Origin of the sequence: Streptosporangium sp. NPDC049046, assembly GCF_040649155.1 — a bacterium.
Taxonomy (GTDB): domain Bacteria; phylum Actinomycetota; class Actinomycetes; order Streptosporangiales; family Streptosporangiaceae; genus Streptosporangium.
In genome coordinates this window covers 121,372-146,134 of sequence record NZ_JBEZEZ010000014.1, presented here as the reverse complement: position 1 = coordinate 146,134, position 24,763 = coordinate 121,372, and the positions used below count along the sequence as shown (strand labels likewise).

Genomic DNA, 24,763 nt, shown 5'->3' with positions numbered 1-24,763 from the left:
GGCGAGGACCCCGAGGGAGGAAGCTCCGTGCGCTTTTCGCCGTTCCCCCGCCACACCGCGACATCGCCGTTCCCCCGCTACGACGCGGCATCGTGGTCTTCCCATCACGACGCGGCATCGCGGTCGCCGCATCACGGGGTGACACCGCCGTTCCCGCGTCACACCGCGACGTCGCCGCTCTCCCGCCGCATCGCGGCTCCCGCGGGCCGTACCGCCACTCCTCTGCCGGGGTGTGGCGCGTGATCCTGCTGCTCTCGACCTCCGACACCGACCTGCTGAGCGCCCGCGCGAGCGGCGCGGACTACCGGCTCGGCAACCCCGCCAGACTCACCGCCGCCGACCTCCCGCCGCTGCTGGAGGGCGCCGACCTGGTCGTGGTCCGCCTGCTCGGCGGGCGCCGCGCCTGGGAGGAAGGGCTGGACGCGCTGCTCGCCGGACCCCGGCCCGTCGTCGTCCTCGGCGGCGAGCAGGCGCCGGACGCCGAGCTGATGGAGCTGTCCACCGTGCCCGGCGGGGTCTGCGCCGAGGCGCACGCCTATCTCGCCCACGGCGGCCCGGCCAACCTGACCGAGCTGCATCACTTCCTGTCCGACACGCTGCTGCTCACCGGCCACGGGTTCGCCGCGCCCGAGCCCACCCCCACCTGGGGAACGCTCGCGCGCGAGACGCGCGGCCAGGACGGACCCGTCGTCGGGGTGCTCTACTACCGGGCCCACCACGTGGCGGGGAACACCGCCTTCGTCGAAGTGCTCTGCTCGGCGATCGAGGACGCGGGCGCGCGGGCGCTGCCGGTGTACTGCGCCTCGCTGCGCACCGCGGAACCCGGCCTGCTGGAGGTCCTGCGCACGGTGGACGCCCTGGTGGTGACCGTGCTCGCCGCGGGCGGCACCCGCCCGGCGACCGCGTCGGCGGGCGGGGACGACGAGGCATGGGACGTCGGCGCGCTCGCCGAGCTGGACGTGCCGATCCTGCAGGGGTTGTGCCTGACGAGCAGCCGGGCCTCCTGGGAGGAGAACGACGACGGCCTGTCCCCGCTGGACGCCGCCACCCAGGTCGCGATCCCCGAGTTCGACGGACGGATCATCACGGTGCCGTTCTCCTTCAAGGAGATCGACGAGGACGGGCTCACCGTCTACGTGGCCGACCCCGAGCGGGCCTCGCGGGTGGCGGGCATCGCGGTGCGCCACGCCGCGCTGCGGCACATCCCGCCCGCCGAGCGGCGGCTGGTGCTGATGCTGTCGGCCTATCCCACCAAGCACGCGCGCATCGGCAACGCCGTCGGCCTGGACACCCCGGCCAGCCTGGTAAGGCTGCTGGCCGCGCTCCGCGAGCGCGGTTACGACATCGGCGCCGAGGACGAGCTGCCCGGGGTGAGCGGGCAGGACGGCGACGCGCTCATTCACGCGCTGATCGCCGCGGGCGGGCAGGACCAGGACTGGCTCACCGAGGAACAGCTCGCGGGAAACCCGGTGCGCATCGCGGCGAGCCGGTACGCCGAGTGGTACGCCACCCTCCCCGCGGACCTGCGCGCCCGGATGGAGGAGCACTGGGGCCCGGCGCCCGGCGAGCTGTTCGTGGACCGCTCACGCGATCCCGAGGGCGAGATCGTGCTGGCCGCGCTGCGCTCCGGCAACGTGGTGGTCATGGTGCAGCCGCCGCGCGGCTTCGGCGAGAATCCCATCGCGATCTACCACGATCCCGACCTGCCGCCCAGCCACCACTACCTGGCCGCCTACCGCTGGCTGGCCGACGGCTTCGGCGCGCACGCCGTGGTCCACGTGGGCAAGCACGGCAACCTGGAGTGGCTGCCCGGCAAGTCGGCGGGCCTGTCGGCCTCCTGCGGCCCGGACGCCGCGCTCGGCGACCTGCCGCTCGTCTACCCGTTCCTGGTGAACGACCCGGGCGAGGGCACCCAGGCCAAGCGCCGCGCCCACGCCACCCTGGTCGACCACCTCGTCCCGCCGATGGCCCGCGCCGACAGCTACGGGGACATGGCCAGGCTGGAGCAGCTCCTCGACGAGCACGCCTCCATCGCGGCGATGGACCCGGCCAAGCTGCCCGCGATCCGCGCCCAGATCTGGACGCTCATCCAGGCCGCCAGGCTCGACCACGACCTCGGGGTCGCCGACCGTCCCCACGACGCCGAGTTCGACGACTTCCTGCTGCACATCGACGGCTGGCTGTGCGAGGTCAAGGACGTTCAGATCCGCGACGGCCTGCACGTGCTGGGAGCCGCCCCCGAAGGGGGGCCGCGCGTCGACCTGGTCCTGGCCATGCTTCGCGCCCGGCAGATGTGGGCGGGTGGCGAGGCGCTCGTCGGGTTGCGCGAGGCACTGGGCCTGGCCGAGGACGGCAGCGCGGGACGGATCGGTGTCGACGACGCCGAGACCCTGGCCCGAGCCCTGGTCGAGGCGATGGAACACCGCGGCTGGGACCCGGCCGCGGCAGGGGAGGTGACCGCCGAGGTCCTGGGCCGGGCCGACGACACCGGCCGCGACGACGCCGGCGCCTCGGCGGGCCCGGCCGGAGTGACCGGCCGGGGCGGCGGATCCGGGGTGCCCGCCGCGGCCGACGTACGCGGTGCGAACCTGGGGGAGGTGGAGCGGATCCTGCGGTTCGCCGCCGTCGAGGTCGTGCCCCGGCTGGCGCGCACCACCGACGAGATCGACGCGATCCTGCACGCTCTCGACGGCGGCTACGTGCCCGCCGGGCCGAGCGGTTCGCCGCTGCGCGGGCTGATCAACGTGCTGCCCACCGGCCGCAACTTCTACTCGGTCGATCCCAAGGCCGTGCCGAGCAGACTGGCGTGGGAGACCGGTCAGGCGATGGCCGACTCCCTGCTGGAGCGCTACCGCGCCGACACCGGCGACTGGCCGCGTTCGGTCGGGTTGTCGGTCTGGGGGACCAGCGCGATGCGCACCGCGGGCGACGACGTCGCCGAGGTGCTGGCGCTGCTGGGCGTGCGGCCGCTCTGGGACGAGGCCTCGCGCCGCGTCACCGGCCTGGAGCCGATCCCGGCCACTGAACTGGGCCGTCCGCGCGTGGACGTCACCATCCGGATCAGTGGCTTCTTCCGCGACGCCTTCCCGCACGTCGTGGCGATGCTGGACGACGCCGTACGGCTGGTGGCCGGGCTGGCCGAGCCCGAGGAGCTCAACTACGTGCGGGCGCACGTGCTCGCCGACCGGGCCGAGCACGGAGACGAGCGCAGAGCCACCATGCGCATCTTCGGCTCCCGGCCCGGGGCCTACGGCGCCGGGCTGCTGCCGCTGATCGACAGCCGCAACTGGCGCGACGACGCCGATCTGGCCGAGGTGTACGCGGTCTGGGGCGGCTTCGCCTACGGCCGGGACGTCGACGGTGTTCCCGCCAGGCAGGACATGGAGACGGCCTACCGCAGGATCGCCGTGGCGGCCAAGAACGTCGACACCCGCGAGCACGACATCGCCGACTCCGACGACTACTTCCAGTATCACGGCGGCATGATCGCCACCGTCCGGGCGCTCACCGGCAAGGCCCCGGCCGCCTATGTCGGCGACAGCACCAGGCCTGACGCGGTCCGCACCAGGACGCTCTCCGAGGAGACGTCCAGGATCTTCCGCGCCAGGGTGGTGAACCCCCGCTGGCTGGCCGCGATGCGCAGGCACGGCTACAAGGGGGCCTTCGAACTGGCCGCCACCGTCGACTACCTGTTCGGCTACGACGCCACCACCGGCGTCGTCGCCGACTGGATGTACGACAAGCTGGCCGCGACCTACGTGCTGGACCCGGAGAACCAGGAGTTCATGGCCAGGTCCAACCCGTGGGCGCTGCACGGGATCGCCGAGCGGTTGCTGGAGGCGGCCGGTCGCGGCATGTGGGAGCATCCCGACCCCGCCGTCCTGCGCGATCTGCAGGAGGTCTACCTCAAGTCCGAGGGAGACCTGGAGGGCGGAGTCTGACCGGGGCGGTGCCGCGCTTTCACGGGCTCCACGGTTTCACCGTTTCGGCGATGTCCGGCCAGAATCCTTGGCGTTCCTCCCACCCTCGGGGGCGTGGGAGGAACGCCAAGGGGAGCGGTTCAGCCCAGGGCGTGGTCGAGGTTGAACGCGGCGCTGATCAGTGCGAGGTGGGTGAAGGCCTGCGGGAAGTTGCCGAGCTGCTCGCCGGTCCGCCCGATCTCCTCGGCGTACAGGCCGAGGTGGTTGGCGTAGGTGAGCATCTTCTCGAACGCGAGCCGAGCCTCGTCCAGGCGCCCGGCCCGGGTGAGCCCCTCGACGTACCAGAACGAGCAGATCGAGAACGTGCCCTCCTCACCGCGCAGCCCGTCCGGGCTGGCTTCGGGGTCGTAGCGGTAGACCAGCGAGTCGGACACCAGGTGCGCGCCGAGCGCGTCGAGGGTCGACAGCCATTTGGGGTCGGTGGGGGAGATGAACTTCGTCATCGGCATCATCAGCACCGAGGAGTCGAGGACGTCGTCGTCGAAGTGCTGGACGAACGCCCGCAGTTCCTCCGACCAGCCGCGCCGCATGATCTGCCGGTAGATCGCGTCACGGGCCAGCTGCCAGCGCGGCGTGTCGGCGGGCAGCCCGCGGTGGGCGGCCATCCGCATGGCCCGTTCGATCGCCACCCAGCACATCAGCCGCGAGTAGACGAAGTCCTTGCGCCCGCCGCGCGTCTCCCACACGCCCTCGTCGGGCCGGTCCCAGTTGTCGCAGACCCAGTCCACCAGGATGTGGACGTCGTCCCAGAGAGCGCTGGATATCGGCCGGTGCCACTTGTCGTAGAGGTAGACCGAGTCGAGGAGGGCGCCGTAGATGTCCAGCTGGAGCTGGTCCACCGCGGCGTTCCCGACGCGCACCGGAGCCGAGCCCCGGTAGCCCTCCAGGTGGGCCAGCTCGATCTCGGGGAGCTCGGTGCGCCCGTCGACGCCGTACATGATCTGCAGAGGACCCGAGGGCCCGCCGCCGTCGTCGCGGCTGACGTGCCGTGACAGAAACCCCATGAACGCCTCGGCCTCCTCGCCGAAGCCCAGCCGCAGCAGCGCGTACACGCAGAACGCCGAGTCGCGGATCCAGACGTACCGGTAGTCCCAGTTGCGCTCCCCGCCGATCTGCTCGGGCAGGCTGGTCGTCACGGCGGCCACGATCCCGCCGGTCGGCGCGTAGGTGAGGAGTTTCAGCGTGAGCGCGGACCGGTGCACCATCTCCCGCCACCGGCCCCGGTAGGTCGAGGAGGACAGCCAGCGGCGCCAGTACGCCACGGTCGCGGCGAACTCCTCCTCGGCCTCCTCGATCGGGCACGAGCGCGGCGCCAGGTCGTCGCCGAACCTGTCGAGAGCGAACACCGCGCACTCGCCCTCGCCGAGCTTGAACTCCGAGCGCACGTCCTGGCCGTCCGCCTCCAGGACGGTGCTGGAGGACAGGGCCAGCGACAGCGACGGCGACTCGAAGACCGCCCGCTCCTGGGACAGGCTCAGGACGTGGGGCTGCCTGCCGTAGTCGAAGCGCGGAGCCACCCGGGCGCGGAACGACAGCGACCCGCGCACGCATCTCACCCGCCGGATCAGCCGGTGCCGGGTGTCGTCGGACGTGCCGCCGACGATCGGCATGAAGTCCTGGACCTCGCCCACCCCTTCGGCGGCGAAGAAACGGGTGATCAGCACGTTGGTGTCGGGGAAGTAGAACTGCTTGGTGCTCGCCGGTTCCCAGGTGCCCAGCTCGAACGATCCGCCCCGGCTCGCGTCCAGGATCGAGCCGAACACGCTGGGCGCGTCGAAGCGGGGGCAGCAGTACCAGACGATGGTGCCGCCGGTGTCCACCAGCGCGGCGGTTCGCAGGTCGCCGATGAGCCCGTGGTCGGCGATGGGCCGGTATCCGCAGGCGCCCGCCGGATCCTGACGAGCGGATTCCGCTGCCGTCATGTCGGCCTTCTCACGTCGCGAGCGGGGCACCTCACGCCCTCAAGCTACGTGGCCCGCACACCTGCCGGGGTCCCCCTGGCGTCAAGGAGTCGGCAGGTTTCGCGCGGGTGAGGGCAAAGGCGCCCCGGTGAGGGCCATGTCACCGGCGTCACCGGGGCCGGTGACATGGCAGGGGCCCTGTTCAGGCGCTCTCCGAGCGTCCCAGCCGCCAGTAGCCCATGAAGGCCACCGAGGAGCGGTCGACGCCGGTCTCCTGCACCAGGTGGCGGCGGAGCAGCTTGACCATGCCCGCCTCGCCGGCCAGCCACGCGTACAGGCCATCGCCCTTCGGGGCCTCGGGGACCTCCCAGAGGATCTCCGCGTCGACGTCGACGTCCTCCAGCGGGTTCGCGGCGCCGGTGACGGCGCGCTCGGCGGTGAGCGCGCCCAGGGTCTCGCGTACGGCCGGGATGAGCAGGTCGCCGTGGCGGGCTCCCCCGCGGGGCAGCCAGGTGACCTTCACGCCCGGCCGGACGTCGAGCCGGAGCGCGTCGGCGGCCTTCGGGATCTCCAGCAGCGCCGTGGCACGCACGGAGCCGGACAGCGACTCGACGATCGCGGCGATGGCGGGCACGGCCGTCTCGTCCCCGGCGAGCAGCAGGTGCGACGCCCCGGCGGGCGGGGCCCACTCCTGGCCGCCGGTGGGACCGGGGTGGGCGGCGTTGGGGCCGACCACCACGACCCGGTCACCGGGGGAGGCGTGGGTCGCCCATCGGGAGGCGGGGCCGGTCTCGCCGTGCAGGACGAAGTCGACGTCGAGTTCGCGCTGCTCGGGCCGTACGGCGCGGACGGTGTAGGTGCGGATCGGGTTGCGCAGCTCGTCGGGGAGCGCCCGCCACCGCTGGTACCAGTCGGCACCCTCGCCCAGGGGGGTGATGCTGCCGTCGGGCAGCGGGAGGATCACCTTGATCCGCTGGTCGAAACCGTTGTCGGCGAAGCCCGCCAGATCCTCGCCGCCGAAGGTGACCCGCACGAAGCTCGGGCTGAGCCGCTCCGTCCGCAGGACCGCCACCTGGTGGCCGCGATAGGCCGGGACCTCCGCCGCGCGCTCAAGGGTCTGCTCGCCGCCCGCTGTCATCGTGCCGCCTTCACCGAGGGAATGCCGTCCTCAGCAACTTAGCTTTGCCTAACCTTATTGAGCAACCCGTCGTGGCCTGACATGTGGCCATCTGATGCTGTCCGCGGCTGTTCGATCTTTTCGTTCCTGCATGTACCTGCGTGTGCCCAGGTGATCCTGTCGGGTCTCCCCCGTTACGGGCGAGATCGGTCACGCGGCCCGCGCCTCCTCGCCCTCGTGTGTCTCCAGCGTGCCGCGCCGCGACCTCCCCTCCGGGTCCGGCCCGGCGATGCGGGTGCCGGTGCGGCCGAAGACGCCGTCGGCGCGTTCGGGCAGGCTCGCGCGGTACGGCTCGTACGCCCAGCTCGGCCTGCTCACCCGGATCGTCTCGCGGATCCGGGGCGCGCCGTCCGGCCGGTCGCCCGGATGGGACACCAGGGTCGAGGGGAGCGCCTGCCGGTCCGGAGGTGTCTGCGCGCGAGGGAGCGTCTCGGCGACCGGAGGTGCCATGCCGATCCACGGATCGGCGCGTTCCCCCCGCCCGTTCCTCCTGCGATGCCGCCCCGCCGGGACGCGGGAGGCACGAAGGCGCAGCCGGGACAGGACGAACGTGGTGCCGAGGATGAAGGCGAGCAGTCCGGCGATCGCGGCGGTCTCCATGGAGACGGGAAGCGTTGCAGGGGTGTCGGAAGAGGTCGTCGCGCCGGGGGCGAGCGCGGGACGGACCTCGATCCGCCCCGCCACCTGTGGAGCGGTGCCGTCCTTTCCCGGGACGGCCGTCAGTTTCTCCTTGACCTTGCGTGGCAGGCCGTAGCCGACGACCTTGCTCTGGTCGCGGGTCTTACGCTTCAGCCAGACCCGGTCGACGTTCCCCTCGATGGTGTGGATCGTTCCACCGTTCACGCTTTCCACGATGCCGACGTGGTCGATCCCCTTGATGTCCTTGCCGCCCGACCAGTCGAAGAAGACCAGGGCCCCCGGCTCCGGCGTCCGTGTCCACGCGCCGTGGTTCTCGAACCAGCGGGCCTGTGAAGGGGTCCAGGCGAACTGCCCCACGTACTCCTGCACCCCCGCCTTCTCCGCCGCCCAGGCGATGAACATCGCGCACCAGGGGGCGGTCCTGTACTGCGGGTCCTGGGCCACGTTGACCGCGTACCACTCGCCGAACTTGCTGTGCTGGCCCGGCCCCTCCCGGTACCCGAGTTCGGGCTTGATGGTCCTGAGCAGATCGTCACCGATCGGATCCATGGCTGTGAGCCACCCCGTCCACTCTCCTCCACCCTTCAGAGAAGGGGGCGCCGTCCGACAAAACTGGACTGTATTCGCAGAAAAATTGAGAAGTGGGGCTATTTGCGGAAAAAGCCGAGCTGAGAGGTCATCCCATACCGGATCCGGTGAAAGGCGGGAAACGCGTCCCGGCAGCACGTAGCATCGTCCGGCCGTCCGCCCCGGTCCCGGCGCGACACCACACCCCGGGTGTCCGGCGACGGATGAGGTCCGGGACGCCGGCGGCTCTCTCACTTTCTGGGCATATCTCGACTCACCCCGTGCTCACCGGTCACACCGGTACGCGTCCCGCCTATCAGAGTCCATCGGGTCGAATAGCATGTGATGGCACGTGCGCGGCATGCGTGGGTGCCGATGCCGAGACCTTTCCCCCTTTTCCTCCCGGTCCGGCGGCAATGCGGACGCGAAGGCGGAACGAGTTTCCCATGTTCGACGACAAGACGCAGGAGACCCTCCGCCGCCTCCTGGACCTCGCCGAGCACCCCGCGACCCCGCAGGCCGAGCGCGCCCTGGCCGTCGCACGGGTCCGCGCCCTGATCATGGTGCCCGAGGGCGACGCCCGCCGGGCACCGGTCACCCCGGCGATGGAGGCGGGGATCCTCAGCAGGGTCAGGCCGCTCGCCCACCGGGTCGACGAGGACCTGGTGGGTGAGATACACGGAGACCTCTACGCCTTCAGCACCCGCTACCGGGTGATCGGTGAACTCGCCGATGAGATCGCCCTCCTGCTGGAGCGCTGGAGCGCCGTCGTCCCGCAGAAGCGCCACCGCCACGAGGAGGCCGTCAGGACCGCGGCCTCGAAGCTCGTCTACCTGCTGGAACGCCGAGACCTGTTCCGCAGGCCCAAATGGGGCAACCGCCCGAGAGCCAGATAGGTCTCCGGGGCGGGTCAGCGGTCCGGACCGCCCGGCCGGTCGGCCCCGCGGTCCGGGCGTTCGGCGAGCAGCGGCAGCAGCGGGTTCCAGACGGTCCCGTCCCGGGCGTCGCGCCGCCGCCGCGCGATGGCGCTCAACGCCTCAAGGACCACGCGGTTGGCCAGCGCGGCGGTGATGTCGGCGTGGTCGTAGGGCGGGCTGACCTCCACGACGTCGACGCCGACGACCGGCAGCTCCAGGCAGATGCGCCGTACGGAGTCCAGGAGCTGGCGCGCGGTGATGCCACCCGGCTCCGGGGTTCCGGTGCCGGGGGCGTGACCCGGATCGCACACGTCGATGTCGACGGACAGGAAGACGCCGTCGCACTCGTCGACGGCGATGGCGAAGGCCTCGGTCAGGCACTCGTCCAGGCCCCGGTGCACGATCTCGGTCATCTCGTACGAGCGCATCGCCCGTTCGGCCATCCAGTCCAGCGTCTCCGGCGGCGGCCAGTAGCCGCGCAGGCCGACCTGCAGGAAACGGTCGCCGCGCAGTGCCCCCGACTCGATGAGCCGGCGCATCGGCTGCCCGTGGCCCCACAGCGAGCCGAACTCGATGTCGCCGGTGTCCGCGTGGGCATCAAAGTGGATCATCGAGATCCGGCCGTGCCCGAGGACGTTGGCCACCCCCTTGGCGTCGGGGAAGGCGATCGAGTGGTCACCGCCCAGGATCACCGGGATGGCCCCCGAACGGGCGACCTTCTCGACGGCGGACTCCAGCGCGGCCAGTGACGTCGCGATGTCGCCCGGCGGCATCTCGACGTCACCCGCGTCCAGGACGCGCAGGTCGCGCAGACCGTCGGTGCGCAGCGCCAGGCTGGGGCGCGCCCCGTCGTGCGGCAGGTAGTCGGTCATCCGGATCGCCTGCGGTCCGAAGCGCGCGCCGGGCCGGTGTGAGGTGCCGCCGTCGAACGGCGCGCCCACGATCACGACGTCGGCGCCCGCGTAGGTCGCGGGATCGTCCAGTGAGCACCGTTCGACGCCGAGGAAGGTGATGTCGGGCCCGAACTGGGGCCCGTAGCGGTTCGTCACTGTTCCTCCGGCGGGAAGGTCCCGGCCCGCGCGTGTCGCGGCCCGTCGCCGCCGGGCACGGCTCGCGGGGTGGCTCCGGCCACCCCGCAGGAGATCGTCATCGAGAACTCCACCCGGTCAGGTCCATCGGACCAGCCAGCATAACCGGACAAGTCAGGACATGGGGCGGCCGTGCTGTCTGTCCGGAGGGCTTCGGCGATCCCGGGCGAGAGGGCGCAAGGCACGCTGAGGCGCGGTGAAGGCCGGGAGGTCGATGGTGGCCGTGGCCCGGGGAGACTTTCCGCCCGCGCGAGGCACGACCTCGCGCGATCCGGCGATTCGTCCCGGGGCCACGGCGTGTGAACTGGCGGATCCCGGATGCCCGGCGAGGAAGGGAAGCCGGCCACCGAGAGATGAATGGGACCCGCCAGAGCTCTCCGTCGACGCGCTGACCGGGAGTGCGACCGCGACGCTGCGGTACGCACAACCGTGACGGTAAGCAGCCCTGGGCGGGTGCCTCAATGATGTTGCCGGATGTTGCGCGGAATTCCGCCCCGGCGCGGCGGACACCGCCTCGGGGGTTCACCGCCGATCGATATGTCCCTCGAGCGGCTCACGGCCGCACGATACGCCGAGAAGAACCCTCACGACGGAGTCGCGAGGTCCGAGGGCCGGAGTCCGCCGGTGTCATGGCGGCCGGGCGGGGCCGGTCGGGGGGCAGGGCCCGTCCGCGGTGTCACCTGCCGGTGGGCTCACCGGTGGGGTCGTCGGCCTCGCTCTCCGGCGCGGGATCGTCGCCGGCGCCAAGCTCCTTGCGCAACCGGTCAAGATCCATGCTGTGGCTGCTGTACTTCAGCTCACGGGCAACCTTCGTCTGCTTAGCCTTGGCTCGGCCCCGTCCCATTGGCTGTACTCCCTCGCGCAGGCCGTGCTCGGCCCCTCGTCACTGTCGCATCGCCGGCTGGCGCGCTCTGACGCCGCAGGTCAGTCTGCGGTAGCCGTACCAAGTATCCCGCTTCGCGGTCGATCCGTCATCGATCGGGCTCGAACCGGCCGCGGGCCCTGGTGGAAAACGGCCTTCGCCATCATAGCCAACGTCATTACGATTTGAAGAATTATGCAATTTGCCACATCATGAGGAACGGTGTGCCGATAAAACCAGACGCCGGGGAGTGACCTGATCCACGGGAGGTGGGGGACATGAGCGAGTTCGCGGCGGAGCTACGGGCACGCATCGCCGATGTCGACGGCGAGCTGGAGCTCATGCGCCAGGCCTTCGACGACCACGCGATCGAGGTCCTGTCCGGGCGCCTGGAGAACCTGTTGCGCATCGCCGACCAGCACGGCGTCGACGTACGACACGCCGGTGGCGGGCCTGCCGCCGGAGCTGCGTGATCATGCCGGTGCCGCTGCACCAGGCCAAGGCCGAATTCTTCCGCACCCTCGGCCATCCGGTCCGCATCCAGGTCCTGGAGCTTCTCCAGGACGGCCCCCGGCCGGTGCGGGACCTGCTGAGCGCCATCGACGTCGAGGCCTCCAACCTCTCCCAGCAACTCGCCGTGCTGCGCCGCGCGGGAGTCGTGACCGCCACCCGGGACGGCGCCACCGTCGTCTACGCCCTGTCCACCAGGGACCTGGCCGACCTGATGTCCGTGGCGCGATCGATCCTGGCCGAGGTTCTCGCCGAGCAGGGCGAGCTGCTCGCCGAGCTGCGCGCCGAGGCCGGCAGATGAACGGGGCCCTGCCCGAGCGCGACGGCGAGCCTCGCCGAGGCGTCGTCCGCGGGTGAGCCCGGCTCCGAGCTCGCTGTCGGGCCCGCCGTCCGGTCCGCGGCCGGGATCGTCGTCTCAGTCCGTCACGGCGGTCTCGGGGTCATGGCCGTAAAGCCAGGCGCTCTGCCGGAGCGGACTACTGGCGGCCAGGGTCGCGTCGCGTTCCAGCTGGGCGGGCCCGTCGGGCAGATGGTTCAGCACCTCGCGGCCCCGGCTCATCAGCTGCACCTGCGAGGCCCGGGGCCTGCGGATCCTCTCGTAGCGGGCCAGCGCCTTCGCCGCCGTCTCGCGGGTGGCCTCGCGCAGGCAGATCGCGAGCACCACCGCGTCCTCGACCGCCTGGGCGGCGCCCTGACCGAGGAAGGGCAGCATCGAGTGGGCGGCGTCCCCCAGCAGGGTCACCCGCCCCGACGTCCAGCGTTCCAGGGGAGAGCGGTCGTACAGGGCCCAGCGCTTGGTCGCGGTGGCCGCGTCGATCAGCCCTCTCAGCCGAGGGTCCCAGGTCTCGAACTCGCCCCTCAGGTCCTCAAGCCGCCCGTCGGCCGTCCACGACTCGACGCGCCACTCGCCCGCGGGCACGATCGCGACGACGTTGATCAGCTTTCTGTCCCTGATCGGGTAGTGGACGAAGTGGCGCCCCGGCCCCAGCCAGAGCGTCTGCACCCGGCGCACCGACAGCTCAGGGGCCCGTTCGGCGTCGATGAGGCACCGGTAGGCGCAGAGCCCGGAGAAGCGCGGGGGCTCCTCGTCGACGACCGCAGGCCGGACCGCCGAGTGGATGCCGTCGGCGCCGATCACCGCGTCGGCGACCACCGTCGCCTTCGCGCCTGTGGCAGTGCCGAAGGTCAGCTCGACCCCGTCAGGGTCCTGCCTCAGCACCTCCAGTCGCCGATCTGTCCTGATGACGTCCTCGGGCAGCGCCTTCACCAGCATGTCGAGCAGGTCGGCGCGGTGCGCGACGTAGAAGTCGCTGCCGTACAGCCGCCGGCACTCCTCGCCCATCGTCTGGGAGGCCAGCACCCGGCCGTCCTCCCAGCGCCTCAACTCCCAGGCGGCATCCATGGGGACGGCGAAGGAGGCCAGTCGCTCGCCGAGTCCGGCACGCACCAGGGGGCGGACCATGTTGGGACTCACCCCGATCCCCGCTCCCACCTCGCGCAGCTCGGCGGCCTGCTCGTACACGACGGCCTCGACACCGGCCTGCCGCAGGAGCAGGGCGGCGGTCAACCCGCCGAGACCTCCGCCGACAATGGCGACCTTCACTCAGGGGCTCCTCTCGTCGGATGGCGTCTCACCCCGAGGTACCGCTGTGCTGCCGGGGCGGCGTCCCGATGCTCCTGGCGATGTGAACCGCGGCGACTTCGAACGCGTCCATACGGCACTCTCGGCTCACCCGGAGATCTTCGTCTATTCCATCCCGATCCGGTAGAGGGAAGGCGCTGTCGATCATGGCGAGGCGAGGTCCGGTGTTTCGACGCGCCTGCCCCGATTGGTCCCGGTACGCCGTCGTGCGCGTGGTGCGCCCGCGCCGCGCGATGTGACGAACGTGTTCGCCGTATCGGGGTTTGAACGCCTCAGCCGAGGAACTGTCGATGTATGGACGCACTCGCGCATGTCGACGCCTACTGGCGCGCGGCCAACTATCTGTCGGTCGGTCAGATCTATCTGCTGGACAACCCGCTGCTGACCGAGCCGTTGCGGCCCGAGCACATCAAGCCGCGGCTGCTGGGACACTGGGGGACCACCCCGGGACTGAACTTCTGTTTCGCCCACCTGAACCGGATCATCACCGAACGCGACCAGGACATGATCTACATCGCCGGTCCGGGTCACGGCGGCCCGGCGGCGGTGGCGCACGCCTGGCTGGAGGGTTCCTACACCGAGTGCTATCCCGACATCTCCCGTGACGGGGAGGGGATGCGGCGGTTGTTCCGGCAGTTCTCCTTTCCCGGTGGCATTCCCAGCCATGTGGCGCCCGAGACGCCCGGTTCGATCCACGAGGGAGGGGAGCTCGGGTACGCGCTGGCGCATGCCTACGGGGCCGCGTTCGACAACCCGGAGCTGGTGGTCGCGAGTGTCATCGGGGACGGGGAGGCCGAGACCGGGCCGCTCGCGGCCAGCTGGCATTCCAACAAGTTCCTCGATCCAAGGCGTGACGGCGTGGTGCTGCCGATCCTGCACCTGAACGGCTACAAGATCGCCAATCCCACCGTGCTGGCCCGCATCCCGGAAGAAGAGCTCCTCGCGTTGATGGAGGGGTACGGATACCGTCCGCACGTGGTGGCCGGGGACGAGCCCGAGGCGATGCACGCGCTCATGGCCCAGACGCTGGAGACGGTCTGGGAGCAGATCGCCGACTACCGGCGGGGGCGGGCCGAGCGGTTGCCGATGATCGTTCTGCGGACGCCGAAGGGGTGGACCGGTCCCGAGCGGGTCGACGGCCTGCCGGTGGAGGGCACCTGGCGCTCGCACCAGGTCCCGCTGTCGGGGGTGCGCGACAACGCCGAACACCTGGCGATGCTGGAGGAGTGGATGCGCTCGTACCGGCCACAGGAGTTGTTCGACGCCGACGGACGGCCGGTGGCCGAGATCCTGGACACGGTGCCCGAAGGACCACTGCGGATGAGCGCCAACCCGCACGCCAACGGCGGCGAACTGCTGCGGCCGCTGGCGCTCGGCGATTTTCGCGAGCACGCGGTCAAGGTCACCTCACCGGCCACCGCGAGCAGTGAGCCCACCCGGGTACTGGGCGAGTTTCTGCGCGAGGTCATCGCCGCCAACCCCGAGACCTTCCGGCTGATGGGCCCCGACGAGACCGCCTCCAACCGGCTGCAGGCGGTCTTCGAGGTCACCGGCCGCGCCTGGAACGCCGAGATCCGCGACGGCGACGACCACCTCCAGGCGGGCGGCCGGGTCATGGAGGTGCTCAGCGAGCACCTGTGTCAGGGCTGGCTCGAGGGCTACCTGCTGACCGGCCGCCACGGATTGTTCAACTGCTACGAGGCGTTCATCCACATCATCGACGCGATGTTCAACCAGCACGCCAAGTGGCTGGAGTCCTCGCGGAAGATCGGCTGGCGTCGTCCGGTGGCCTCGCTGAACTATCTGCTGTCGTCGCACGTGTGGCGCCAGGACCACAACGGCTTCTCCCACCAGGACCCCGGTTTCCTGGATGTGGTGATGAACAAGAAGGCCGAGGTAGTGCGGGTGTATCTGCCGCCGGACGCCAACACGCTGCTGTCGACGGCCGATCACTGCCTGCGCTCGCGCGACTACGTGAACGTGATCGTGGCGGGTAAGCAGCCGGTGCTGGATCTGATGGGGATGGACGAGGCGATCGCGCACTGCACCCGAGGGCTGGGCATCCTGGAGTGGGCCAGCACCGACGCCGGCGTCGAACCGGACGTGGTGCTGGCGTGCGCGGGCGACGTGCCCACCCTGGAGACGCTGGCGGCGGCCGCGCTGCTGCGTGAGCATCTGCCCGAACTGCGGGTCCGGGTGGTCAACGTGGTGGACCTGATGCGGTTGCAGCCGCCGTCGGAGCATCCGCACGGCATGTCGGACGCGGACTTCGACACGGTGTTCACCGCCGACCGGCCGATCATCTTCAACTTTCACGGCTATCCGTGGCTGATCCATCGCCTGACGTACCGGCGCAACGGTCACGAGAACATCCACGTGCGCGGTTACAAGGAGGAGGGCACCACGACCACGCCGTTCGACATGGTCATGCTCAACGACATCGACCGGTTCCACCTCGTGATGGACGTCATCGACCGGGTTCCCGGGCTGGCCGAGCGGTCGGCGCACCTGCGCCAGCACATGGCCGACGCCCGCCTGACCGCCCGGGCCTACACCCGTGAGCACGGTGAGGACCTGCCCGAGATCCGCGACTGGACCTGGCCCCACTAAAGGGACCCGTCCCGGCGCCCCGCGTCCGCCCTCGGACGGGTGCGGGGTGCCGGGACGGGAGATCTGGGAGATCATCGTCGTGCGCAGACCATAAGTCCTCCTGTTCAGGGACTTTCGCCGCTGACGCCTCCAGGACCGCCTTGCGATGCTCGTCGTGAGGAGGTGCGTCATGAAGGTCAGGGAAGTCATGGGCGGCACGGCGATCGCGGTGCGGCCGGAGGCGACGTTCACCGAGATGGTCGACGCCATGCGACGCTTCAAGGTCGGCGCGCTCACCGTCATCGACGCCGACGACCATCCCATCGGCATGGTCTCCGACGATGATCTCCTGCTCAGGGAGACCGATTCGGGCGCGCGCGCCGGCGGCGTCTTCGACAGTCACAAAAGACGCCAGGAGCACCGTAAGGCCGCGGGCGGCACGGCCAGGCAGATCATGACCACCCCCGCGATCACCATCACGAAGGACACCGCCGTGCGGGACGCGGCACGGCTGATGCACCGGCATCGGATCAAGCAGCTACCGGTGATCGACGCGGTCACCGGGCGTATCACCGGCACCGTTCACCAGAGCGATCTGCTCCAGGTCTTCGCCCGCCCGCCCGAGGAGATCGAACGCGAGGTCGCCGAGGTCCGTGACCGGCTCGCCGTCGCCCCGGAGGCGATGAGCGTGGCCGTCGAGGCGGGGGTGGTCACGCTGAGGGGACGGCTCCCCTTCCGGTCGCAGATCGCGCCCCTGGTCGCGGCGGTCGGCGAGATCGAGGGTGTCCTCAAGGTCGAGAACGCCCTCACCTGCCGATCCGATGACCTCGTTCCCGTTCCGCCGTTCCTGTGACAGGAGTGAGACCATGGACAAGGGGAAGATCATGAACGTCCGCACCGGCGAGGAGATCACCTCGGTGATCCGCACGGCGCTCCAGGCCGCCACGTGGGCGCCGTCGGTGCACAACACCCAGCCGTGGTCTTTCGGTGTCGATGGCGACGAGATCGCGTTGCGCGCCGACAGCGACAGGAAACTGCGGATCGGTGACGCCGCCGGCCGGGAGATGCTGATCAGTTGTGGCGCGGCCCTGATGAACGTGCGGCTCGCGCTGCGCGCGCTCGGCTACGAGCCGCACGTGCGCGTGCTGCCCGACCCCGACCGCCCGGCGCTGCTGGCCACGATACGGCCGGGAGCGGCCATACCCGCCGACGAGAGCGCCCGGCTGCTGTATGCCGAGATCGAGCGTCGCCGCACCCACCGGGCCGGTTTCACCGAACTGCCCGTCCCGGAGCGTCTTGTCGAGACGCTGGTGGCCGAGGCGGACGGTGAGGGGGCGCGGCTGACACCGGTCCGCTCCGAGGCGGCGATCCGGGTGCTCGCCGCGATCACCTGCGCCGCCCAGGACGCGCAGTCGCAGGACCGGGCGCTGTCGCTGGAGCTGATCCGCTGGGCGCGGCCGCCGGGTAGCGCCCGCGCGGACGGGGTCCCGGCCGAGGGCTACCCGCGCACTCCCCGGCGGACCCGCCCGCACTTCGCCCAGCGTGACTACACCCACGGTCATCCCTGGGGCAACGAGAGCGACCAGTTCTTCTCCGTCTCCACCGGTGTCGTGGCGGTCCTGACCACGAAGGGCGACTCCCGCGAGGACTGGATCACGGCCGGTCAGGCGTTGCAGCGCGTCCTGCTGCGCGCCTGCGCCCACGGTCTCAGCGCGGCCTTCCACACCCAGGCTCTGGAGATGTTTCACCTGCGGGAATTCCTGCGACAGGAGCTGTGCTCGCAGGAGTATCCCCAGATGATCATGCGTCTGGGCGTCACCTTCGACGAGGGCAAGGGAGTCCGCCGGCCGGTCACCGACATGCTGGAAGAACGCTGACCGAACCGCGAGGCGGCCAGGAAAGCCGTGGACGCGCGCGTCCGGCGGCGCCGCCGGGTCGCGCGGGGTCGTCGGCAGGCGTGTCGTGCCGCGGAGCCGCCCTCGCGGGATGGGCAACGGTGATCGTCGGCGCTCACCCGGCCCGGTCGACGCCCCTGTGCACCCGAGCCGCGCGGTCGACGAGCTCACGCAGTGCGCTCTCGTCGACGTCGTCGAGCCTTTTCAGGTAGAGACAGCCTTTTCCGGCTTTGTGCGGACCCAGCCGGGTGAGCACCGATGCGTAGCGCTCCTCGAACCCGCCCACCAGGTAGACGACGAGATGCTGCTTTCGCGGCGAGAAGCCCACCAGGGGCCACTCGTCCGTCCTCCCGCTCTCGTAGGTGCGACGGTAACTGCCGAAACCGACGATGCTCGGACCCCACATCACTGCGGGCTCACCGGTCACCTCGCACAGGATCGCGCGCAGGCGCTCCGCGTCGGCTCGCCGGCGTGGGTCGGGGACCGTGGCCATAAAGTCGTCGGCGCTCACGCCGGTCGGAACCGTCACCGGCTGTTTCGATGTCGCCATGGAGGCATGCTGCCACGCCGGTACGACAAAAACCTCGTGAGGGACCGGGCCCGCCGCGGGGGCGGTTCCCTGTGACAATTGGTGGCATGGACAAGATCGCTCAAGCTCTGTCCGAGGTCGGGCCTCGCCTCAAGCGGCTCAGGATCCAGCGCGAGATCACCCTCGCCGCGCTGTCCGAGGCGACCGGGATCTCGAAGAGCACGCTGTCTCGCCTGGAGTCCGGGCAGCGCAAGCCGAGCCTGGAGTTGTTGTTTCCCATCGCCCTGGCCCACCAGGTGCCGCTGGACGAGTTGGTCGGCACGCCCGAGGTGGGCGATCCCAGGGTCCGGCTCACGCCTCGCCGCGCGCACGGCCGGACCGTGGTCCCGCTCACCCGTCAGCCGGGGGGCATCGCCGCCTGGAAGATCATCGTCCCCGCGGACCAGACCGAGCCCGATCCCAGGGTTCACGAGGGCTATGAGTGGCTTTATGTGCTCTCCGGCCGGTTGAGGCTCGTGCTGGCCGACCACGACCTCGTGCTGGTCGCGGGTCAGGTCGCCGAGTTCGACACCCGGCTCCCGCACTGGTTCGGCAGCGCGGGGGCGGGGGCGGTGGAGATCCTCAGCCTCTTCGGTCCCCAGGGGGAGCGCATGCACGTCCGCGCCCAGCCCAGGGCCAAAGAGTAGTGCCGCGGGGGAGGGTTTCCCGGGGCCGGTGTCGCGGAGGGCGGGTGCCGACGAGAAGTGAGTGAATCGTCGCGGTCGGTGCCGTCGGGGCTTCCCGGCGGGCCCGGACGTCCTGGGGCGCACGGTCGGGCTCCCGTCGCGCCGCTCCGGGTGAGACTTTTTGTTAGCGTTAACATCTCACGTCGGTTTTCACGCCGCCTTCTTGGAAAATTGTGCTCTTGGGAGAACGTCTCGCGAAGGAAGGATGCGCGCCGCCGGGTGGCGGTGCGGCAATCGCGATGCGAGAGGCGGCCTGGTTACCGATATGTTTCAAACACGAGTTTTGTCGTTAACGTAACCGCTGTCAATACCCTTTTTCCGCTCTCCGGGCTCGCGGTGGCGCCGAACCGGTATCGGGGTGGGGGTGCGGAGCGCATGCCCGTGGTGGTCGGGGGAGAGCCGCGGATCGCCGTCCCGTGCCGCCGCCCTCCGCGCGTTTTCCGGCGTTTCCGGTGAGCGGGTATCCCGGTCCGGCTCCGTGTCCAGGTGGGCTCTCCCGGAGCCGGGAGTCATGGTGAGTAATGTCCTTGCCCGTGGCAGTGGATGGTCGAGGTCTAGCAGAGCCCAGGTTTCCGGTGTGATTAGACCGTAATAAGGCGACCGCTTGACGGCACGGTTGTTAGCGTTCACAGTCTTGTCCAACGCAAGATGAGGAGCGGCCGTGCAGACAGGTGTGGAGCTCCAACCGCCGGTGACGGCCGAGGCGAGCATGTCGCGCCAGACGGTCGCCCGGCTACACAACGGACCTTCGGGCGCGTGGGAGAAAACACGCGACCGGAGACTGCGGAACTGTGAAGTGGCGCGGTATCGACGTGCCGTCATAGCAGGTCCAGGCGTCGGGCGTGGTGCGCGGACATCCATCGCGTACCCTCGATCGCCTTGCGGGTGAGCGGCGCTTCGTCGACGCGGCCGTCAACCCGGACGACCGGCGCCAATCATGGTCCTCCGTTCAAATGTTAACGCTCACATAGAAGGACATCCCCCCATGTTCCGAAAGATCTCAGCGCTCGTCCTGGCGGGCGTCATGGCCGCGGCGATGACGGGTTGCAGCAGTACGGAAGGACCGGACACCGCCGACGCCGGCGGCGCCGGAGCCGGTGCCAACGACACGATCGTGATGGGCTTCTCCCAGGTGGGTGCCGAAAGCGGGTGGCGCACCGCCAACACCAAGTCGGTGCAGGAGTCGGCGAAGAGCGCCGGCATCGAGCTGAAGTTCTCCGACGCCCAGCAGAAGCAGGAGAACCAGATCAAGGCGATCCGGTCCTTCGTCCAGCAGAAGGTCGACGTCATCGCGTTCTCGCCGGTGGTGGAGTCCGGCTGGGACACCGTGCTGAAGGAGGCGCAGAACGCCAAGATCCCGGTGATCCTGACCGACCGGGCGGTGGACTCCGCGGACAAGACCCTGTACAAGACCTTCCTCGGCTCCGACTTCGTGGAGGAGGGCAGGAAGGCCGGCCAGTGGCTGGTGGAGGAGTACAAGGACTCCACCGACCCGGTGAACATCGTCGAACTCCAGGGCACCACCGGTTCGGCCCCGGCCAACGACCGCAAGGAGGGCTTCGGTGAGGTGATCGCGGCCGACTCGAAGTTCAAGATCGCCGCTTCGCAGACCGGTGACTTCACCCGGGCCAAGGGCAAGGAGGTCATGGAGGCGTTCCTGAAGTCCACTCCGGACATCGACGTGCTGTTCGCGCACAACGACGACATGGGGCTGGGCGCCATCGAGGCGATCGAGGGCGCGGGCAAGGTGCCGGGCAAGGACATCAAGATCATCACCATTGACGCCGTGAAGGACGGGATGCAGGCCCTGGCCGACGGGAAGATCAGCTACATCGTCGAGTGCAGCCCGCTGCTTGGCCCTCAGCTGATGGACCTGGCCAAGAAGGTCGTCGCCGGTGAGCAGGTCCCCGAGCGCGTGGTGACCGAGGAGACCACCTTCACCCAGGAGCAGGCGAAGGAAGCCCTCCCCAACCGCCAGTACTGAGCCGCCCACCTGGGAAAGAGAGGAGAGCGCGGCATGGACCAACCGGCACCGATCGTACGGATGAGCGGAATCGGCAAACGATTCCCCGGCGTCAAGGCCCTGGACGATGTCGGCTTCCGTTTGCTGCCGGGCGAAGTGCACGCGCTGATGGGAGAGAACGGCGCGGGGAAGTCGACACTGATCAAAGTCCTGACCGGCGTGTACGGCGTCGACGAGGGCGAGATCGAGCTGGCCGGGAAGCCTGTCGCCTTCTCCAGTCCGTCCGCCGCCCAGCAGGGCGGTATCAGCACGGTCTACCAGGAGGTCAACCTGTGCGGGAACCTCTCGGTGGCGGAGAACATCTTCGTGGGCCGCGAACCCCGCCGCTTCGGCCGCATCCGGTGGCGGGAGATGCGCCGCCGGGCCGATGAACTGATGGGCGACCTGGATCTGCGCATCGACGTGTCGGCGCCGCTGGCGTCGTGCTCGCTGGCCGTTCAGCAGATGGTGGCGATCGCCAGGGCGGTCGACATCGAGGCCAAGGTGCTGATCCTCGACGAGCCGACCTCCAGCCTGGACGCCGGCGAGGTGGCCCAGCTGTTCCGGGTGATGCGCCGGCTGAAGGACAAGGGCATCGCCATCCTGTTCGTCTCGCACTTCCTCGACCAGATCTACGAGATATCGGATCGCATGACGATCCTGCGCAACGGGAAGCTCGTGGGGGAGTACCTCACCCGCGAGCTCTCCCAGGTCGATCTGGTCGCCAAGATGATCGGGCGGGAGCTGGCCGATCTGGAGAAACTCGAAGGAAAGCCGCCCGCTCGGGTCGCGGAGCCGCTGGTGGAGGCGAGCGACCTCGGGCGGGCGGGCGGTGTCAGCCCCTTCACGCTCACCATCAGGCAGGGTGAGGTGATCGGGCTGGCCGGGCTGCTCGGCTCCGGCCGTACCGAGCTGGCGCGCCTGCTGTTCGGCGCCGACCACGCCGACAGCGGCTCGCTGCGGGTCGAGGGCAAGCGGGTCGCGCTGCGCACACCGAGGGCGGCGATGAACCAGAAGATCGCCTTCTGCTCGGAGAACCGCCGGGCGGAGGGACTCGTCGACGAGCTCACGGTGCGGGAGAACATCGTCCTCGCGCTGCAGGCCGATCGCGGCTGGAGCAGGCCGCTGTCCCGGCGCAAGCAGGACGAGCTGGTCGCCAAGTACATCACCGCGCTGAACATCCGGCCCGGTGATCCCGAGCAGCCGGTCCGCACCCTCAGCGGCGGCAACCAGCAGAAGGTGCTGCTGGCCCGCTGGTTGATCATGGAACCCCGGCTGCTCATCCTCGACGAGCCCACCCGGGGGATCGACGTCGGCGCGAAGGCGGAGATCCAGCGGCTGGTCGTCGAGTTGTCCGACGGTGGCATGGCCGTGCTGTTCATCTCCGCGGAGCTGGAGGAGGTCCTGCGGCTCAGTCACCGGGTCGGGGTGCTGCGCGACCGTACGCTGATCGCCCAGCTCGACAACGACGACGCGCTCACCACCGATGTCCTGATGCAGAAAATCGCGAGTGGAGCACCGGTATGAGCACTGTGGGAAACGGCACCTCCGGTGCCCTCGGCGCGCTGACGCGGCACCGGCTGTTCTGGCCCGCCGTGATCCTGGGCGCGCTGCTCGCGCTCAACGTGGTGTTCACCGACAACTTCCTGAACGTGCAGATGAGGGACGGCCACCTCTACGGCAGCCTCATCGACATCCTCCGCTTCGGGGCGCCGCTGATCCTGGTCTCGCTGGGCATGACGCTCGTCATCGCCACCGGCGGCATCGACCTGTCGGTCGGATCGGTGGTGGCGATCAGCGGGGCGCTGGCCTGCATGCAGATCAGCGACCTGACCGACCAGAACGCCGTCGGCGGCGTGCTGTCGGCGATCGGCCTCACGCTGTTGGTGATACTCGTGCTCGGGGCCTGGAACGGGTTCCTGGTGGCCGCCATCGGCATCCAGCCGATCATCGCGACACTGATCCTCATGGTCGCGGGACGGGGCCTGGCCCAGCTGATCACCGACGGGCAGATCATCACGATCAACAGCAGCCCGTACAAGCTGATCGGCGGTGGCTACTGGCTCACGCTGCCGTTCGGCATCCTCATCGTGATCGCGCTGATCGCGCTGACCGCCTTTCTCACCCGGCGGCTCGCACTGGGCATGTTCATCGAGGCGGTCGGCGGCAACGCCGAGGCCAGCAGGCTGTCGGGGATCCGCTCCCGGGGCGTGCTGATCGTGGCGTACACCTTCTGCGGGCTGTGCGCGGGCATCGCGGGTCTGATGATCAGTTCCAACGTGTCCAGCGCGGACGGCAACAACGCCGGCCTGTGGATCGAGCTGGACGCCATCCTGGCCGTCGTCATCGGCGGCACCTCGCTGGCGGGCGGCCGGTTCTCGCTCAGCGGCACCGTGCTGGGGGCCCTGATCATCCAGACCCTGACCACCACGATCTACTCGATCGGTGTGCCGCCCGAGACGACGCTGCTGTTCAAGGCCCTCGTGGTGACCATCGTGTGCCTGCTGCAGTCGCCCGCCTTCCGGCAGAAGGTGTTCGGGGGGAACAGACGTCCTGCCCCACCGCCTCCGGTTCCCAAGGAGGAGCACGGCCGCCCCTCCGCAGGTCCGGGCGCCGTCGCCGAGCAGGCGCGGGAAGAGGGCGGGCAGGTACGGGAAGAGACGGTGAGGAACAGATGACGACGGACACCATCACGGCCGGTCCCGCCGGGCGGTTCGCGATCCCCCGCAGGTACGTTCCGGTCGCGGTGACCGCGGGCCTGCTCATCGCGATGTTCACGGCCGGCGGCATCCGGTACGAGGGGTTCGCCAGCGGCCAGGTGATACTCAACGTCTTCGTCGACAACGCCTTCCTGCTCGTCGTCGGCGTCGGCATGACGTTCGTGATCCTCGCCGGCGGCATCGACCTGTCGGTGGGCGCGGTGGTGGCGCTGTCCACGATGATCACGGCCAGCCTCGTCACGAACCAGGGCTGGCCGGCGCCGGTGGTGATCGTGCTGGTGCTGGCCGTCGGCGCGGCGCTGGGAGCAGGGATGGGGGCGATCATCCATTACTTCCAGGTCCAGCCGTTCATCGCGACCCTCGCCGGGATGTTCCTGGCGCGCGGGCTGTGCTACACGATCGGCACCGACTCGATCCCGATCACCGACGGTCTCTTCACCGCCTTCGCGCAGACCAGGATCGACCTGGTCGGAGAGATGTGGATCTCGCCCAGCGTGGTGATCGCCACGGTGGTGGTGCTGGTCGCCGCGTACGTGCTGCACTACACGCGTCTGGGCCGCACGGTCTACGCCGTCGGCGGCAGCGAGCAGTCCGCGCTGCTCATGGGTCTCCCCGTGGGACGAACGAAGATCGCCGTCTACACGATCAGCGGGCTGTGCTCCGCGCTCGGCGGGATCCTGCTGTCCTTCTACATGCTGTCCGGTTACGGCCTGCACGCCGTCGGCATGGAACTGGACGCCATCGCGGCCGTGGTCATCGGCGGCACGCTGCTCACCGGCGGCTCCGGGTATCTCTTCGGCACCGTTCTGGGCATCCTCGTCCTCGGTCTGACCCAGACGATCATCAGCTTCGAGGGTACCCTCAGCTCCTGGTGGACCAAGATCTTCATCGGCCTGTTGCTGTTCGCCTTCATCCTGCTGCAGCGGCTCATCGGCGTCCGGCGGACCTGAGGAGGCGACGACCGGCTCTCAGCCGCCCCGGACGACGCGGCTGAGAGCCTGGATGAGGTCGGGATCTTCA

General features: G+C 70.0%; 19 protein-coding genes. 12 read left to right on the top strand and 7 right to left on the bottom strand.

Annotated elements, in window-relative coordinates:
* Positions 1-230 precede the first annotated feature (230 nt).
* Positions 231-3,941 (top strand): cobaltochelatase subunit CobN, encoded by a 3,711-nt coding sequence (gene cobN, locus AB0B96_RS21370; protein WP_362901051.1) that lies wholly within the window; start codon positions 231-233, stop codon positions 3,939-3,941.
* A gap of 119 nt (positions 3,942-4,060) precedes the next feature.
* Here the strand turns inward: cobN and AB0B96_RS21365 are convergent, their stop codons facing one another.
* The 3 genes from AB0B96_RS21365 to AB0B96_RS21355 form a co-directional block, all read right to left on the bottom strand.
* Positions 4,061-5,902 (bottom strand): glycoside hydrolase family 15 protein, encoded by a 1,842-nt coding sequence (locus AB0B96_RS21365; protein ID WP_350946217.1) that lies wholly within the window; start codon positions 5,900-5,902, stop codon positions 4,061-4,063.
* A 181-nt stretch (positions 5,903-6,083) separates the two neighbouring features.
* Positions 6,084-7,019, bottom strand: a complete 936-nt coding sequence (locus AB0B96_RS21360; RefSeq protein ID WP_362901049.1) for a siderophore-interacting protein — start codon at positions 7,017-7,019, stop codon at positions 6,084-6,086.
* Positions 7,020-7,208: 189 nt separating this feature from the next.
* On the bottom strand, positions 7,209-8,246 hold the full coding sequence (locus AB0B96_RS21355) for a CHAP domain-containing protein (protein WP_362901047.1): 1,038 nt from the start codon (positions 8,244-8,246) through the stop codon (positions 7,209-7,211).
* A gap of 464 nt (positions 8,247-8,710) precedes the next feature.
* Here AB0B96_RS21355 and AB0B96_RS21350 point away from each other — a divergent pair, with 464 nt between their 5' ends.
* Positions 8,711-9,160 carry a hypothetical protein gene (locus tag AB0B96_RS21350; RefSeq protein WP_362901045.1) on the top strand — a complete coding sequence of 150 codons (450 nt, stop codon included), beginning with the start codon at positions 8,711-8,713 and terminating at the stop codon, positions 9,158-9,160.
* Positions 9,161-9,174: 14 nt separating this feature from the next.
* Here AB0B96_RS21350 and speB read toward each other — a convergent pair whose 3' ends face one another.
* A complete protein-coding gene (gene speB, locus AB0B96_RS21345; RefSeq protein WP_362901043.1) occupies positions 9,175-10,230 on the bottom strand; it encodes an agmatinase in 1,056 nt (351 codons plus the stop codon).
* 715 nt (positions 10,231-10,945) lie between these two features.
* Positions 10,946-11,113, bottom strand: coding sequence for a DUF3073 domain-containing protein (locus tag AB0B96_RS21340; RefSeq protein ID WP_350946212.1), 168 nt, complete (start codon positions 11,111-11,113; stop codon positions 10,946-10,948).
* Positions 11,114-11,409: 296 nt separating this feature from the next.
* Here AB0B96_RS21340 and AB0B96_RS21335 point away from each other — a divergent pair, with 296 nt between their 5' ends.
* Complete coding sequence (locus AB0B96_RS21335; RefSeq protein WP_350946211.1) at positions 11,410-11,604, top strand: hypothetical protein; 195 nt, start codon at positions 11,410-11,412, stop codon at positions 11,602-11,604.
* 2 nt (positions 11,605-11,606) lie between these two features.
* The gene (locus AB0B96_RS21330) at positions 11,607-11,942 is read left to right on the top strand and encodes a metalloregulator ArsR/SmtB family transcription factor (protein WP_350946379.1); all 336 of its coding nucleotides are present in this window, start codon (positions 11,607-11,609) and stop codon (positions 11,940-11,942) included.
* Positions 11,943-12,056: 114 nt separating this feature from the next.
* Here AB0B96_RS21330 and AB0B96_RS21325 read toward each other — a convergent pair whose 3' ends face one another.
* Entirely contained in the window at positions 12,057-13,244 is a 1,188-nt protein-coding gene (locus tag AB0B96_RS21325; protein ID WP_362901041.1) for an FAD-dependent monooxygenase, read from the bottom strand.
* A 333-nt stretch (positions 13,245-13,577) separates the two neighbouring features.
* On the opposite strand from AB0B96_RS21325, the gene AB0B96_RS21320 reads away from it, so the two are divergent.
* The 3 genes from AB0B96_RS21320 (at position 13,578) to AB0B96_RS21310 (ending at position 17,749) form a co-directional block, all read left to right on the top strand.
* Positions 13,578-15,893, top strand: coding sequence for a phosphoketolase family protein (locus AB0B96_RS21320; RefSeq protein ID WP_362901039.1), 2,316 nt, complete (start codon positions 13,578-13,580; stop codon positions 15,891-15,893).
* A gap of 169 nt (positions 15,894-16,062) precedes the next feature.
* Positions 16,063-16,725 (top strand): CBS domain-containing protein, encoded by a 663-nt coding sequence (locus tag AB0B96_RS21315; RefSeq protein ID WP_362901037.1) that lies wholly within the window; start codon positions 16,063-16,065, stop codon positions 16,723-16,725.
* 13 nt (positions 16,726-16,738) lie between these two features.
* Positions 16,739-17,749 carry a nitroreductase family protein gene (locus tag AB0B96_RS21310; protein ID WP_362901035.1) on the top strand — a complete coding sequence of 337 codons (1,011 nt, stop codon included), beginning with the start codon at positions 16,739-16,741 and terminating at the stop codon, positions 17,747-17,749.
* Positions 17,750-17,882: 133 nt separating this feature from the next.
* Here the strand turns inward: AB0B96_RS21310 and AB0B96_RS21305 are convergent, their stop codons facing one another.
* Positions 17,883-18,317, bottom strand: a complete 435-nt coding sequence (locus AB0B96_RS21305) for a DUF1801 domain-containing protein (RefSeq protein WP_362901033.1) — start codon at positions 18,315-18,317, stop codon at positions 17,883-17,885.
* 86 nt (positions 18,318-18,403) lie between these two features.
* Here AB0B96_RS21305 and AB0B96_RS21300 point away from each other — a divergent pair, with 86 nt between their 5' ends.
* From AB0B96_RS21300 to yjfF, 5 genes are all read left to right on the top strand, one after another.
* A complete protein-coding gene (locus AB0B96_RS21300; RefSeq protein ID WP_350946205.1) occupies positions 18,404-18,982 on the top strand; it encodes an XRE family transcriptional regulator in 579 nt (192 codons plus the stop codon).
* Positions 18,983-20,006: 1,024 nt separating this feature from the next.
* Entirely contained in the window at positions 20,007-21,005 is a 999-nt protein-coding gene (locus AB0B96_RS21295) for an ABC transporter substrate-binding protein (RefSeq protein WP_362511165.1), read from the top strand.
* Positions 21,006-21,038: 33 nt separating this feature from the next.
* Positions 21,039-22,550 (top strand): sugar ABC transporter ATP-binding protein, encoded by a 1,512-nt coding sequence (locus tag AB0B96_RS21290; RefSeq protein ID WP_362901030.1) that lies wholly within the window; start codon positions 21,039-21,041, stop codon positions 22,548-22,550.
* Entirely contained in the window at positions 22,547-23,701 is a 1,155-nt protein-coding gene (locus tag AB0B96_RS21285) for an ABC transporter permease (protein ID WP_362901028.1), read from the top strand. Before AB0B96_RS21290 ends, AB0B96_RS21285 begins: the two co-directional genes overlap by 4 nt.
* On the top strand, positions 23,698-24,693 hold the full coding sequence (yjfF, locus tag AB0B96_RS21280; protein WP_362901026.1) for a galactofuranose ABC transporter, permease protein YjfF: 996 nt from the start codon (positions 23,698-23,700) through the stop codon (positions 24,691-24,693). Before AB0B96_RS21285 ends, yjfF begins: the two co-directional genes overlap by 4 nt.
* Positions 24,694-24,763: the final 70 nt, after the last annotated feature.